The organism is Dictyobacter kobayashii (genome assembly GCF_003967555.1).
GTDB lineage: Bacteria > Chloroflexota > Ktedonobacteria > Ktedonobacterales > Ktedonobacteraceae > Dictyobacter > Dictyobacter kobayashii.
Map to the genome: position 1 here is coordinate 3,141,978 of NZ_BIFS01000001.1, position 14,847 is coordinate 3,156,824.

The 14,847-nt window shown below is 50.3% G+C and carries 12 protein-coding genes and 1 pseudogene; all 13 read left to right on the forward strand.

From position 1 onward, the window contains the following. Positions 1 to 87 precede the first annotated feature (87 nt). The 13 genes and pseudogenes from EL645_RS13790 to EL645_RS13850 all read left to right on the forward strand — a co-directional run bounded on the left by EL645_RS13790 (position 88) and on the right by EL645_RS13850 (position 14,846). Entirely contained in the window at positions 88 to 633 is a 546-nt protein-coding gene (locus EL645_RS13790) for an RrF2 family transcriptional regulator (RefSeq protein WP_371865669.1), read from the forward strand. A gap of 21 nt (positions 634 to 654) precedes the next feature. Beyond that, positions 655 to 1,478, forward strand: a pseudogene (gene sufC, locus EL645_RS45400) (Fe-S cluster assembly ATPase SufC). A gap of 69 nt (positions 1,479 to 1,547) precedes the next feature. Beyond that, positions 1,548 to 2,924 carry a Fe-S cluster assembly protein SufD gene (sufD, locus tag EL645_RS13800; RefSeq protein WP_126550933.1) on the forward strand — a complete coding sequence of 459 codons (1,377 nt, stop codon included), beginning with the start codon at positions 1,548 to 1,550 and terminating at the stop codon, positions 2,922 to 2,924. 177 nt (positions 2,925 to 3,101) lie between these two features. Next, complete coding sequence (locus tag EL645_RS13805) at positions 3,102 to 4,385, forward strand: cysteine desulfurase (RefSeq protein ID WP_126550934.1); 1,284 nt, start codon at positions 3,102 to 3,104, stop codon at positions 4,383 to 4,385. 54 nt (positions 4,386 to 4,439) lie between these two features. Continuing rightward, positions 4,440 to 4,850: an iron-sulfur cluster assembly scaffold protein gene (locus tag EL645_RS13810; RefSeq protein WP_126550936.1), complete on the forward strand. Its 411-nt coding sequence runs from the start codon at positions 4,440 to 4,442 to the stop codon at positions 4,848 to 4,850. A 12-nt stretch (positions 4,851 to 4,862) separates the two neighbouring features. Further along, complete coding sequence (locus EL645_RS13815; protein ID WP_126550938.1) at positions 4,863 to 5,198, forward strand: Rieske (2Fe-2S) protein; 336 nt, start codon at positions 4,863 to 4,865, stop codon at positions 5,196 to 5,198. A 400-nt stretch (positions 5,199 to 5,598) separates the two neighbouring features. Further along, the gene (locus EL645_RS13820; RefSeq protein ID WP_126550939.1) at positions 5,599 to 6,135 is read left to right on the forward strand and encodes a metal-dependent hydrolase; all 537 of its coding nucleotides are present in this window, start codon (positions 5,599 to 5,601) and stop codon (positions 6,133 to 6,135) included. 95 nt (positions 6,136 to 6,230) lie between these two features. Beyond that, positions 6,231 to 8,006 (forward strand): DUF2079 domain-containing protein, encoded by a 1,776-nt coding sequence (locus EL645_RS13825; RefSeq protein ID WP_161977360.1) that lies wholly within the window; start codon positions 6,231 to 6,233, stop codon positions 8,004 to 8,006. A gap of 106 nt (positions 8,007 to 8,112) precedes the next feature. Continuing rightward, positions 8,113 to 8,607: a YggT family protein gene (locus EL645_RS13830; protein WP_126550943.1), complete on the forward strand. Its 495-nt coding sequence runs from the start codon at positions 8,113 to 8,115 to the stop codon at positions 8,605 to 8,607. A gap of 367 nt (positions 8,608 to 8,974) precedes the next feature. Further along, entirely contained in the window at positions 8,975 to 10,813 is a 1,839-nt protein-coding gene (locus EL645_RS13835; RefSeq protein WP_126550945.1) for an N-acetylmuramoyl-L-alanine amidase, read from the forward strand. Between the two features lie 222 nt (positions 10,814 to 11,035). Continuing rightward, the gene (locus EL645_RS13840) at positions 11,036 to 11,974 is read left to right on the forward strand and encodes a ribose-phosphate diphosphokinase (RefSeq protein WP_126550947.1); all 939 of its coding nucleotides are present in this window, start codon (positions 11,036 to 11,038) and stop codon (positions 11,972 to 11,974) included. A 238-nt stretch (positions 11,975 to 12,212) separates the two neighbouring features. Then, positions 12,213 to 13,640, forward strand: a complete 1,428-nt coding sequence (gene der / locus EL645_RS13845; RefSeq protein ID WP_126550949.1) for a ribosome biogenesis GTPase Der — start codon at positions 12,213 to 12,215, stop codon at positions 13,638 to 13,640. Positions 13,641 to 13,961: 321 nt separating this feature from the next. Continuing rightward, the gene (locus tag EL645_RS13850) at positions 13,962 to 14,846 is read left to right on the forward strand and encodes a PP2C family protein-serine/threonine phosphatase (RefSeq protein ID WP_126550951.1); all 885 of its coding nucleotides are present in this window, start codon (positions 13,962 to 13,964) and stop codon (positions 14,844 to 14,846) included. Position 14,847: the final 1 nt, after the last annotated feature.

A 14,847-nucleotide genomic window follows, 5' to 3' on the forward strand; every position in this document is an offset into this window, starting at 1 on the left:
GCCCTTCGCAAGTGCTAGAATATATCCTAGTGAACAGGTCGGATTAATTGATTATATGACAGACGATACGCTGAGAAGGGAGAGGCCATGATGTTGCGTGTATCTACTAAAGGTGAATATGGTGTACGAATCATGGTTGACCTTGCCCGTCACTATGGTGGTCGTCCTCGCTCTCTTACCGATATTTCGCAGGCCGAAACATTACCGTTAGCTTATCTAGAGCAGTTAGTAAAATTGTTGCGAGAAGCTGATCCCCCACTAGTAGTGAGTACTCGCGGTGCTCATGGCGGCTATAAATTGGGTCGTCCTCCTGCAGAGATTACGATGGGTGAAGTGGTACGTGTTTTAGAAGGCCCGATAGCTCCAATGATTTGTGCGACAGAGGGAGAAATGACACAGGTTTGCAATTTCCTTGACGCCTGTAAGACGAAATACCTGTGGACAAAAGTGCGTGACGCGGTTGCTCAGACGCTGGATTCAATGACTCTGGCTGAACTGGCGGCGGTGTCCCTCAATGAGCATAGTGCTGCCGCACAATTTATTGCACTCTCTGACATTCATGTAGGCCTGGGTTCACAGGAACTCTGTCTACCTGCTAAGGATGGCGAAACTGAAGTTCGTCCCTTACCATAAAAGGAAGGTGTTTTTGGGTATATGGCATCAGAACTCGTAATTAAAAATCTACATGCCAACATTGAAGGCAAACCAATTTTGCGTGGCGTGAACCTTACAGTTCGGCAGGGTGAGATCCACGCATTGATGGGCCCTAATGGCTCTGGTAAAAGTACATTATCGAACGTCATTATGGGCAATCCTAAATATGAAGTGACTGAAGGTGAGATCTGGTTTAAGGGTGAGAACATCCTTGAATATTCTCCTGATCGCCGCGCGCGCATGCGCCTCTTCCTGGCTTTCCAGTATCCAATGTCGATTCCAGGTGTGAGTGTAGCCAACTTCTTGCGCCGCTCTCTGGAAGCTGTACGTGAGGGTAACAAGCCTCTTGAAGAGGGTGAAAATCCTACTGGTAAAATTGGCAAGCGCCGCACCGTACCCCCGGTGAGTTCCGCAAACTGCTGCAAGCGAAAATGAAGCTGTTGCGCGTCGATAATAGCTTTATTAACCGCTCAATCAATGATGGTTTCTCCGGTGGTGAGAAAAAGCGCGCTGAGATTCTGCAGATGGCCCTGTTGGAGCCAGAAATTGCACTGATGGACGAGACCGACTCTGGTCTGGATATCGATGCTCTACGTATCGTTTCTGAGAGCGTCAACGCTCTGACCGGCCCTGATCTGGGTATCCTGCTGATCACCCACTACCAGCGTATGTTGAACTACATTAAACCTGACTATGTGCATGTCATGTTCAATGGTCGTATCATCAAATCTGGTGGTAGAGAGTTAGCTCTCGAATTAGAGGAAAAGGGCTATGAGTGGCTCCGACCCGCTGAGGATGTAAGTGAGGAGACTGTTGATGCTTAACACGTTGGCTCCAGGGTTTTCCCGTGCTGCGGTAGAAGAGTTATCGCGTTACAAGGGGAGCCAGAGTGGATGCTACAGTTGCGTCTGCAGGCATGGGAAACCTACGAAAATACAGCCGCTCCCCTCGGTCGCCGTGGTGATCTGGGTACTCTCAGAACGGTTGCCGGTTTTCAGTTTCAGCAACTGAAGCCTTTTACCGCGACTGAGAAAGGTGCCGTGTTGCCAGAGGTTGTGCAGAAATCTCTCCAGGCTTCCCTGGTTAATGAGCGCTCTGGCCTGATTGTGCAGCTCGATTCAACTGTGGTGCATACCGAGTTGAGCGAGGAGCTCAAGCAGCAGGGTGTTATTCTGACCGATCTGGATACCGCTGTACGCGAACACGCTGACCTGGTACGCGAGTACTTTATGACGCGTTGTATTCCAGTTGGCACCAGCAAGTACACTGCCTTACATGCCGCCTTCTGGACCGGCGGTTTCTTCCTCTATATTCCAAAGGGCATTGAGATCGAGGCTCCGATTCTGGCGCAATTGTGGGTTGAGCAGCCGCTCTCCGCCGCCTTCTCCCATTCGCTGATTATCGCGGATGAGCAGAGTAGCGTGCGCTTCGTTGAGGAGTACAACTCTAATGTAGCTGGTGAGGAACCATCCTTGCTGAGCGATGTGGTAGAGGTCTTTGCTAAGCGTGAGGCTCGTGTCGAGTTCAGCAACTTACAGGATCTGGGACAGAACATCTGGAACATTACTAATAAGAATGCTGTCTTTGATAACGATGCTAGCGTTACATTTGTGCTGGCCGACCTGGGTGCCAAAGTCAATCTGGAAACGATTGGCGCTGGCTTGCATGGTAACGGTAGCGCGGGTGAACTGGTCGGCGTCTTCTTTGCCGATCATGAGCAGCGCTTCTCTATTAATACGCTGTCAGACCATGCGGCCCTCTCGACCAATGCCGAGACCCTGGTCAAAGGCGTGTTGACCGATAGCTCACGTGTCGAGTTTGATGGTATGATTCGTGTGCGTCCAAAAGCGCAGCAGACCGCATCGTTCCTGTCGGCGCATGGACTGCTCTTAAGCAAGAAGGCGCGTGGTGAGTTTATTCCTGGCCTGGAGATCGCTGCCAATGAGGTAAGCGCCAGCCACGGTGCGACCAGCGGCCAGATCGATGAAGAGCAGCTCTTCTATCTGATGGTTCGTGGTATTTCCCGGCCTGAGGCTGAGCGTATTATTGTACAAGGCTTCTTTGAACCGGTCTTGCAGCGTATCCCGGTGGAGAACCTGCGTATTCGCCTGCGTCGTAGTATTATCAGCCGTATGAGCGGTGCCTACGAGACAGAGGCCGATACCTGGGTTGATGCTCAAGAGCGCTGGGAGATCGAAGGCGTTGACGAGGGAGCTATTAGTCTGGATGGTAATCCCGAAGACGACGAGATTAAGCTCGCGGAATACTAAGAGTCATATGAGTATGTTTTCTGAGGGCGACCACAAGCTGGCGCTGTAAGTAATCACGCCGGGTAAGTAAATCAGGGCGATCAATTCGATCGCCCGGCCCCTTGTGGTTGCTTATCACCCCACCCTTCCTTGTCTCTCGCCCTCTCCTTGAGAGAAGCAGTAAGGGTTGCAGTTTTTATGGTTACATCCGATAATATTACACCACCTATCACTACTGATAACACATCTTTCTCTGGTCGCAGCATAGAAGAGGTGCGCCAGGATTTCCCTATCCTTGCTCGCACCGTACATGATAAGCCTTTTATTTATCTGGATAGTACGGCCAGTTCCCAGAAGCCGAGCTCGGTGATTGAGGCTATGAGCCACTATTACCAGAACTATAATGCCAATGTGCACCGTGGCGTTTATGCAGTCAGTGAAGAGGCGACCGCGGCCATGGAAAAGGCGCGCGTCAAGATTGCGCGTTTCATCAATGCTCGTCAAAGCAAGCAGATTATCTTTACCCGCAATACTACCGAGAGCATCAACCTGGTGGCCCACACCTGGGGTAGCGCCAATATCACCAATGGTGACCTGATCATCCTGACCGAAATGGAACACCACAGCAATCTGGTCCCCTGGCATTTGCTGGCGCAGCGCACTGGTGCCCGGCTGGAATTTGTACCTGTGACCGATGATGGTCTGTTGCGCCTGGATATTTATGCTGAACTCCTCCAGCAGCAGCCTAAACTGGTGGCCTTTACCCATATGTCGAATGTGCTGGGCACGATTAATCCGGTGCAGGATATGATTGCTCAGGCTCATGCCGCTGGCGCTGTAACGCTGGTAGATGCGGCGCAGAGCGTACCCCATCTGCCCGTTGATGTCCAGGCTCTGGATGTGGATTTCCTCTGTTTCAGTGCCCATAAGATGCTGGGACCAACTGGTATTGGTGTGCTCTATGGCAAAAAAGCCTTGCTAGAGGCCATGCCTCCCTTCATGGGTGGTGGCGATATGATTCGCACCGTCAAGCTACGCGAGTTTACCACCAATGATCTGCCCTGGAAGTTTGAGGCCGGTACGCCAGCCATCGCCGAAGCGATTGGCTTTGGGGCCGCTATCGATTACCTGAATGCACTGGGCATGGAGGCTGTACAGCAGCACGAGCGCGAGATTACCGCTTATGCGATGGAAAAGCTACAAGAGGTAGCAGGTTTAACCATCTATGGACCCGATGCCAGCCAGCGTGGCGGCGTCATCTCCTTTACGCTGGCCGATATCCATCCCCATGACCTGGCATCGATTCTGGATCAAGAGGTTGGAGTGGCGATCCGGGCTGGCCATCATTGTGCTCAGCCATTAATGGAGCGCTACGACCTGGCAGCGACTGCGCGGGCCAGTTTTTACGTCTACACAGTCAAGGAAGAAGTTGATATACTGGTGCAAGGTTTACAAAAAGCTCAAGAAATCTTCCATTTCTAAACAATGTGTGGTAAACCTCTAACAATACTATAAATCAGAAGGGGGCGGATGCTTATGTCAATGGATTATCGTGAATATATCCTGGATCACTATCGAGATCCACGCAACTATGGGAAGCTAGAGCATCCCGACGTACATTGTGAGGATTCCAATCCGCTGTGCGGAGATCAATTAGGTATAGATCTCCAGTTCGAAGGAGATCGGGTCGCTGCCGTGCGTTTTCAAGGTCGCGGCTGTGCTATCAGCCAGGCAACGGCTTCAATGTTGTCCGAAATGATCGAAGACAAGAGCATCGAAGAAGTGATCGCATTGGGTAAAGATGATGTGCTGGAGGCCCTGGGGATTCCCATCAGTCCTGCCCGTACCAAGTGCGCATTTTTATCGTTGCGTGTGCTCCATCGTGCCCTGGCCATTGCCGGACTGGAACATCCCCCGAAGAAGACGACGAAGACGAGTAAACTCTAGAAGAAAACATCCATGGCCGAAGATTTGACAGATTTTTATAAAGTTGCAGAAGTCAGCGACTTACGTGAAGGAAAACTCTATCCGATCGAAGTAGATGGTGAGCCAGTCTGCCTGGTCAAACTGGAAGATACTATTTACGCCTTTACCGATAACTGCACCCATATCAGTGGCCCCCTCAATCAAGGGGACTTTGATGGCTGTGCCGTTACCTGTCCCTGGCATGGTGCTCGCTTCGATGTCCGCACCGGCAAAGTGTTGCGTGGACCTGCCCGCCAGGATATCTATACCTATCCAGTAAAAGTAGAAGGCGAATCTATCTTTGTAGGCCTGCCACCCGAAGACGAGTAGAGGCAATCATCCTATAGAAGAATGTGTCTGATCCTCATGATCACCGCGCTCTTCACGCCTGCGTTTGAGCGCCAAAGGCGCTCAAGAAGTTTTCTTGTGTGGTGCAAAAAAGTGCGCCCAGCGCACTTTTTTGCACCACACAAGAAAAAAGCTCGGGCGCGCCAGCGCACATCCGCGCAAGAGCGGCACGCTAATGGGAGTAAGACATATTAGAAAAGGGAGGCCAGCAGTGCATGATCGGCATGCCTGCTGGCCTCCCTTTTCTATAGATTTATATAGTATTTACTGCTGTGTTTGTGACAGGTGCATCCTACCATTCTCAGCCGCTATTGACAGTTACAGAAGAGAACCATACAATTTCTGTGACGTATCGATTTTCTCGCCATTGAAAGGATGCTAAATGCAAGGTCGCTCTCATCTCTTAGTTGGCCTCGCCGCTGGCGTTGTCATAGATAGTTTGTTTCATTTGAGCGGTCCACCGCTCGTCGGGGCACATTATGTATCCCTGAATCTCTTAATAGATAAAGGTGTCTATTATTTTGCGGTTGGACTGGGGGCGCTATTGCCGGATATTGATAATGCGCGTAGTACCTTAGGACAAAAGCTGGGTGTGATTAGCAAAGGTATCCAGCGGCTGGCGGGACATCGAACATTTTTTCATAGCTTATTGGGCCTGGCTTTTGGGTCATTGCTTGCCATAGGTCTGGAGCGAGTGGTAAGCTACTTGCTGGAACTACGAGGGTTTCAATTCCCCGCTCAATTTGTTTCCAGCTCGCACGTTTTTTTCTTTGGCGTCTTGTTTGGTTGCATCTTCCATATCGCAGCCGATGGGCTGACGTTGGGGGAGTACCGCTGCTCTGGCCCCTCAAACAACGTTTTGGTTTTCCACCCAATCCTCACTGGCGCTTCCGCACAGGGAGCTGGCCCGAGTTTGTGATTGTCTGGGTGATTATGATTCTGGTCGCTGTAGGTGTTTATAATTCAGTTATAACGATCTAATGCTGCATGCAGCGTATGTATTTCGAGAGTAACATGAAAAAACGGTTAAGTTTTGGTTCATACTTTTCACTATTGGCACAAAAACGTATTGCCTGGTTGCTGCTGGGACTGATCGTTGTCGCCTACGTAATTATATTGGGCGATCAATCTGTCTTGCGCTACAATGTTTTTAAGGCTACGGCTTTCGACCTGGGAAATATGGACCAGGCAACCTGGAATACGCTGCATGGCCATTTTGTAGAATTTACCAATCATTCTGATAACTGGTATGGGGCACCGATCCGCCTGGCCCAGCACGTGGAGCCAATCTTCCTCTTGCTGGCAGGCTTATATGCCTTTGGCTCTGATCCTCGTATTCTGTTAATTTTTCAGACGCTAATGCTGGCGGCCGGCGCAATTCCGGTATTTTTGTTGGCGCGTAAGTCATTGCCAACCCTCCCCTTGCTGGCACCTGTGATGGTGCTGGGTTATCTACTGGCCCCGGCCGTCCTGGGTGAAAATCTCTTTGATTTCCATCCCTTGACCCTGGTTACCCCGCTTTTACTCTATGCTGTTCTGGCGCTGACGTATCGCAAGCATGTCTGGTTTGTGATTCTCTGTATTCTGGTGGCCGCCTGTAAAGAAGAGATGGGTTCGGTCGTCGCCTTGCTGGCACTGGTGGCGATCTGGAAGTACCGGATACCCCGCCTGGGAAGCATCGTCTTTGTGGGGGGAATCGTCTGGACCTTGCTGGCATTCCTGGTGATCAAGCCACATTTTAATGTGGGGGCACAGCAGGATAACTACTGGTATCGCTATGAGGCATTGGGACCAACCCCGGTGGCGGCCATCTTCAATATTCTGGGCCACCCCTGGATTATCTTTGGCGTACTGGTTACCCTGGATCGGCTCTATTACCTGGCTAGTTTGCTTCGTAGCACCGGTTTTATTGCACTGCTCGCGCCTGAATGGTTGATCCCGACTCTCCCCTCGCTGGCCATTAACCTGCTAACCTCCGAATCCTTTCAGCACAATGGTGTCTATCACTATCATGCAGCCATCATTCCATTTGTGATCATTGCGGCCATCCATGGGACGCGGCGCCTCTACCTCTACTGGTATGGCCTGCGCGATGAGAAGGAGGAGCAACAGCTCTACCGCGAAGATACCGCCCTGGGTAGGACGATCTATGCTGATGGCAAACCTCTGCCTGGTAGTGTTGCCTTGTTGAACTGGTTGCGCAGTAGCGCCCTGAGCATCTGGCACTGGTTGATCAGGGGCTGGCGTTTCCTGGTGGCTCGTCTCCATCTCTCTTCATTAACGGCTGGCTGGCAAAGCCGCAAAAAACTACTGCGCCTGCGCATGAAAGATCTGGCCGCCTGGATGCCCGCTACATGGCTACAGGGAGTATTGTCCATCTGGTTGGTGTGTATGATCGTATTAAATATTGTAGTGATCTGGCCGCTCTTAAATAGCTTTCTGGCCGACCATCGTCCAGGGCCACGTGAGCAGCATATTCAGCAACTACTAGACATGATTCCACCTGACGCTGTCGTCTCGGCCGGGGGTAATATCAATCCCCACCTGACAGAAAGACGTTATGTGACGGTTTTTCCAGAATTGACCGTAGCCACCATGACGCCGGGGCAGTATAAGATGGTAGATTACGTCATTGTAGATTTGGATAATGCTTCTCCCGAGAATAAAAGCTATTCGGATAATTTCCTGGATGTATTAAATCAGATACAGCGCAAGGGAGAATTCAGACCCATTGCACAGGCCGACGGAGTTATACTGCTGGTAAGAGAGAAAAATATAGCACAGCGGTAAAAAAGAATGTTATAATTCTGACAAGATCGGCATACTATTAATCGCGTGTGCTGTTTTCTTAACGTGTTTGAGCGAGCTTGACTTATACATATGAGAGGATTGCAGGATGCCCAATAATCCTTATCCGGACGAACCCACGCGAGCCCAACCGACGGATGTGCTACCTCAGCGCGAGCGTATGGCGGATCTACCGCCAAGGTCCGCGCCACCACCTATGCCTGCGCCGCCCCCACGCGAGCTTGCAGAGGTCGAGAACGCCGAGACACGCCAGGAAGAGGCGCGTACGGTTCGCTATGCGATTGGTAAATTAAACGACTTCCTTCAGTGGTTCCTTGTTGTACTCGAGGTAACACTGTTTATACGGTTCTTCCTGAAGTTGATCGGTGCCTTACAAATCAATTTATTCGTGGGGTTTTTATACTCGTTAACAGACATTGTGTTGTTTCCTTTCTCCAATATCGTCAATTCTTTGAAGGTACGCGGTGGCCAGGAATTTGAATGGTCAACATTGATCGCGATGCTCATTTATTGGTTGATTTTCTGGGCCGTACGGCGTTTCCTGAGTATCCTTATCTCCAGTCCTGAGGAGCCAACCAGCTAGATAACGGCACTTATCTGTCTTTTTTTTGAGCGATGAATACTGCCTGGAGCGTAGCATTCTCATGCTGCGAGGTCCGGGCATTTTTTATTGCATTTATTTTTATGGATTCAACTGTATTGGTGGCACCCCCCTTTTCTCCTATTTATAAACAGAAGTATTATTCCCCGTCACACGATTGGTAACAGATTGTTAGTAGACGCTCGTTTAGCTTTCAGGCGGCTCGCAGCCCTTCATATCCTCCCTCGCGCCATCTCTTTTTAAGCTTTTTTTGGCCTCTACAGGTTTTTGACAGCAATCATAATGGTAGTGTTAGTAGTTGTTCGTTCTCCAATAGTGGGCCTGTAGTTGTAGAGAAAGAACCTCCTTTATGCGCATACCAGATCTTCTCAGACGATATCGCCTTTTACTTGTGCTTGTGCTTGTTGCTCTGCTGATTGCCACCAGCGTTTTTAGAGGGACCTGGAGTAGCTATACTCCCAAAGCCCATGCCGCCAACGACCTCAATCAGATCTTTGCGCAGGCCGCCCATGAATTTGATGTGCCGCTACCATTGCTAAAAGCCTTGTGCTATATGGAGGGGCGCTTAAGCAATCATAGCGGGACGCCAAGTATTGATGGAGGATATGGATGCATGCACTTGATGGCGAATGGCCAGAGCTCCAGCCTGGCAGTAGCTGCCCGGGACCTGGGGGTCAGTCCGGCCGCGCTTAAAATGGATATCGCCACCAATATAAGAGGTGGAGCAGCGGTACTGCGCGATTATAAGCGCCAGCTAGCCGCCGGCCAGAGCACATCGACTGCCCTGGATGCCTGGTATGAGGTGTTGAGTACCTATAGTGGAGCCTCTTCAGTCTCAGTAGGTCATATGTATGCTGACGCGGTTTATAAGCTTATCAACCAGGGTTTTAGCGCCAGGTCAGAAAAAGGGGAGCTCGTAACCTTAAGCGCGCAGCGCGTCTCTCCACATATATCGGTCCAGCCCTCCCTGGCCAAAGGACACAAACAAACTATCGGGGCGCTGAGCCTGGTGTCCAGAGTACATTCTGCCAGTCCGGCTCTGCCCAAAGGTTGCTCACGCGATGGCAATACCGACTATCCAGGAGCGGTCGATTGTATCCTGGATTCCAATAAATTTGATTGCAATAGTGTGCCAGATAATGCTCCCTGCACTTATGAGAGCGCTGATCGCCCGGCCGAGTATCCAGTAGATTTTGTGGGCATTCATGATATTGAGGGTAGTGCCATGGATGCCATCAACTATTTTCACAATGTGCATGGTTCGGTCAGCACTAATTATGTGGTGGATACCGATGGGACAGTCTATCAGATTGTGCATGATAGCGATATTGCCTATCACCTGGGGAACTACTGGTATAATCAACGTGCCATTGGTGTGGAGCATGCTGGCTATGCCGCCACCGGCTATCAATGGTATAACGCCACCCAGTACCTCGCCTCCGCTAAGCTGGTGGCCTACCTGCTCAAGAAATACAATATTCCATTTGATAGGGCCCATATTATTGGACACGGTGATGTGCCTTCGCCCTCGGTTGCGCTCATGCCTAATCATGTTGATCCCGGCCCATACTGGTTATGGGGCTATTATTTCAACCTGATTAATGCCCAGGGCATTCCCTCTGCGCACAATACCGCCTTCAGTCCTAATATCATTACCGTCAGCCTTCCGTTTGATCGTATTCCTGCTGGTCAGCAAGGGCATGAGACAACTGACAACTATAATTTTCTCTCGCTCTATAATGGGCCTAGCACCAGTTCTGGATTAGTGCCCCATGCGGATAGCAGTATCACCGATGAGACCAGCAATATTGAGCCGGGAATCAGCTATGCCTATACCAACGTTACTCGTGACCAGGCAGGTACTGGAGCCACCATGTACCAGATCTGGTATGGTCTGGAAACGCACCTCAAAGACAAGAAGCCGAGTCGTTTATCCAGTGCGCGCCAGGTCTGGTTAGCGGTATCCTCAGCTTCAGCTAGTCGTGGCATGGGGATGCTGGTCTCGCTGGGCGCCAATGCCAAAGTGTATGGCGAGCCGGAGCAAAAAGACACTTACCAGATTGGCGATGCCCCGATGGTTCCATCTTTGTCTCCGCTTTTGGTATGCAGGACGATAATAATAATTACTGGTATGAAATTAATTTTAATCATCGCCAGGCGTGGGTACCAGAAACATCTGTCAGTCTGATATGAGTTAGTCGGCAGGTCTCAACGTAGCTTTCAGGTTCCAACAGTAAAACGCCAGAAATGGATCGCTATAGTATTATTTGAGCGGCCTTGCTGACCTCCTATTTGTCGTCAACAGGACCTGTTCCCAGGGCCACAGGGTTATACTCAGCCATTAAAAGTCGAAGCAACCTACCACACCTGCTGGCAATGTGATATACTTTTTCCTACCAGGAGGTGCATATTGGACGACTTGAGTATCTTCAGCGGGAACGCAAACCGTCCGCTGGCAGCAGCCATATGTCGACATCTGCGTATTCCTCTGGGCGATGCAGATGTGTTTCAATTTAGTAACGAGAATATTTTTGTCAAAATTAACGAAAACGTCCGTGGCCGGGATGTTTTTGTAATTCAGCCCTTTAGTTCACCCGTCAACCGCTCAATCATGGAATTATTGATCATGCTTGATGCATTAAAGCGGGCATCGGCGGCACGAATTACCGCAGTGATTCCTTACTATGCGTATGGACGTACAGACAAAAAAGATCAGCCCAGGGTGCCAATTACAGCACGTTTGATTGCTGATTGTATTACCGTTGCAGGCGCCGATAGAGTACTGACCATGGATATGCATGCGGGACAGATCCAGGGTTTTTTTAATATCCCGGTTGATGAACTGACGGCCCAGATTACCCAGGCGCGTTATTTTGCCGATAAAGATCTCCAAAATTTCACGGTAGTATCGGCGGACGAAGGGTTTGCTAAAAAGGCCCGCAAACTGGCTGATCGCCTGGATGCACCTCTGGCCATCGTGGAGAAGCGGCGCTTAGGAAATAACGGCATCACCGAGGCGATGGGTATCATTGGAAACGTCGAAGGTCGCAATGTGTTGATTGTAGATGATGAAATTGACACCGCTGGCTCGCTCACCCAGGCGGTACGTGTTGTGCACGAGAATGGCGCACTGGATATCTATTGTTGTGCAACCCATGGCATTTTCTCTGGATCGGCTCTTGAACGACTCAGTAAAGCACCTATTAAAGAGATCGTGATCACCGATTCCATTCCATCTCCTGAGCAGGGTCTTTTGCCCAATCTGACAGTACTCTCTGTAGCTGAACTGATCGCCGGGACCATCAGCCGTATTCACGATGGTCGTTCGGTCTCTGAATTGTTCTGGTAGTGTTGAGATAGATGTGTGTTTCGATAGGGAGACGCTCCTTTTCCTCCTGATCAGATTGTCTTAGTGGCCGGTTCATGCTGCCCGTGAAAGCTGAGCCGGTCGTCTTAATGTAGTGAATAAGAAGCACCCACCAGGGGTCGCTGTACATTGTGTTATAATACCCACGCTAATCGTCCGCGAAGGGCGAATATGCGCAGTTAGGGATTGTTCTGCACCAGGAAAGGGTGGAGGGGCATTTATGAAGCCGCTTGTTGCTATTGTCGGCCGACCAAACGTCGGCAAATCCACATTTTTTAATCGTATGATTGGCGAGCGCCTCGCCATTGTTGAAGATATGCCGGGCACCACCCGTGATCGCCTCTATGGGGACACCGACTGGAACGGACGCGATTTTACTTTGATTGATACCGGTGGTCTGGAGTTAGGCACCGGGATACCTGTGGGCCAGGTTGGCTTGCATGGTCAATCGGGTGATCTGATGGACCATGTGATGTCGCAGGCGCAGTTGGCCATGGAAGAGGCCGATGTGATCGTGTTTATGGTTGATGCACGCTCAGGCATCACTGCCGCGGACGAAGACGTGGCCCAACAACTGCGCCAGGCCAAAAAGCCTGTGATCGTGGCTGCTAATAAGGCGGATAACAAAGATCGTCGGATGGATGCGGTAGAGTTTTACAGCCTGGGTCTGGGCGAGCCTATCGTCATCTCTTCTATCCAGGGCATTGGTACCGGTGATTTGCTGGACCGCATTGTGGAAGAGCTACCTCCACTTGAAGAGATGGAAGAAGAGGAAGAGGAAGATGTCATCCGTATCTCGATCGTCGGACGCCCGAATGTGGGCAAATCTTCCCTGCTGAACGCCATTACAGGTTCGAAGCGTTCGATTGTTAGTGATGTGCCTGGCACTACCCGTGATGCGATTGACACGGCCCTTGAGTTTGAGGGCCATAAAATTCGCCTGGTAGATACCGCTGGTATTCGCCGCCGTGGCCGTATCGGCGTCGGCGTAGAAAAATATAGCGTGCTCCGCTCAGAGCGTGCCCTTGAGCGCAGTGATGTCGCTATTCTGATGCTGGATGCAACCGAAGGCCTGGCAGCCCAGGATACCCATATCGCAGGCGCGATCCATGAGAATGCCAAAGGTGTAATTGTGGTCGTCAACAAATGGGATCTGGCCCAGGAGCAGCGCAAGGCTGAGCGGGAAGGCGTGTTCGCTCATCCCAATGATGAGATCCAGAGCGCGGAAGAGTATCGCGATATCCTGGCTGAGGGACTAAAATTTATTCCCTATGCGCCCATTCTGTTTGCTTCGGCCAAGACCGGCTATCATGTCAAATCGATTCTCGAAGCAGCCGTTAAAATCGCCGAGATGCGCTACCTGCGCGTACCCACTGCTCGCCTCAACGAGCTTGTCCAGGAAGCCACGCGCCGCCATAATCCGACCGTCCTCAAGCATAAGCCCTTAAAGATCTATTATGCTACCCAGGCGCGCGTCAACCCACCGACCTTTGTCTTTTTTGTCAACGACACCGAGGCGGTTCACTTCTCTTATGAGCGCTACCTGGAGAATCGCTTGCGCGAAGCCTTTAGTTTTAGAGGGACCGCTATTCGCATACAGTTCCGCCCGCGTTCTAATAAAGATCGCGACGAGAGACGCGAAAAATAGCGCTTTTTCGCTTCCTGCCATAAATGGAAAGCTAGGAAAGGCTGTGCTTCTCCTTCGGGCGTCTGCCGACATCCAGAGGAGAAGCACAGCCTTTAACATGAAAAAACTCTGCCTTGCAGGTAGAGTTGCAGCCACTCCTACAACCGACGGGCTTTTTGCTGCGTATAAGTGATGTATACTATCGAGCATACATCAATCATATTCTGCAATACTTATAGATTTATGTTATTCGGCATGCTGCAATTGTCACGAATACTACTATATGCTATAGTGGACATGTAACGGACAGAGGAGTCTCCTGCTTGGGTGAGGTAATTTACTATGCATTTAAAACTTACTGCTGCTGATAAAACTGATGTTGGGAAGCAACGGGATCAGAATGAAGATTATGCTTATAAACGTGTAGAATCTTCGGAAGATGGTGATCGCGGTTTATTCATTGTGGCTGACGGCATGGGAGGCTATAAGGCAGGAGAGGTGGCGAGCAAGTTAGCCGTGGAGACAATAAGTAAAGCGTTAGACTTTTTCTTCAAGCCTGTCCACGACCAGCCTACCATCAAACTAGAAAAATCAGCTCTAGACCCAAATAAAACTGTTAAATTAAATTCTACCCCTGCAAATTCAACCGCAAGTCAAAAAACCCAGAAATTGCCTGAAACGCAGGCCGTTTCTTTAATTGGGGATCAACTGGAAGCAGCCATACAACAAGCCAATAAAGCAATTGTGGGCTATGGTGAGAAAAAATCATCGGCCCGCGGCCTGGGCAGTACCGTCACGGCCGCACTTATTCAAAATAATCAGGCGTATATTGCCAACGTTGGCGACAGTCGTACGTATCTGTTACGAGGGAACAATTTAACTCCTGTCACCAGGGACCACTCGCTGGTTGCTCGGCTGGTTGAGTCGAAGCAAATCGAGCCAGAAGATGTCTACACACACCCGCAAAGGAACCTGATCTATCGTTCATTAGGTGCAGGACACAAGCACGTAGAAGTAGATATTTTCCACGAAGTGTTACAGCCTGGAGACAAGTTACTATTATGTTCTGATGGATTGTGGGAAATGATACGGCACCAGGATCTGCTCAACGCGCTCGGAGAGCAGAACAGTCCGCAAGTTATTTGCGACACCTTGATCGACCTGGCAAATGCCAACGGTGGAGAAGACAACATCTCAGCGATTGTTGTGCACATAAATGCCCACTGAG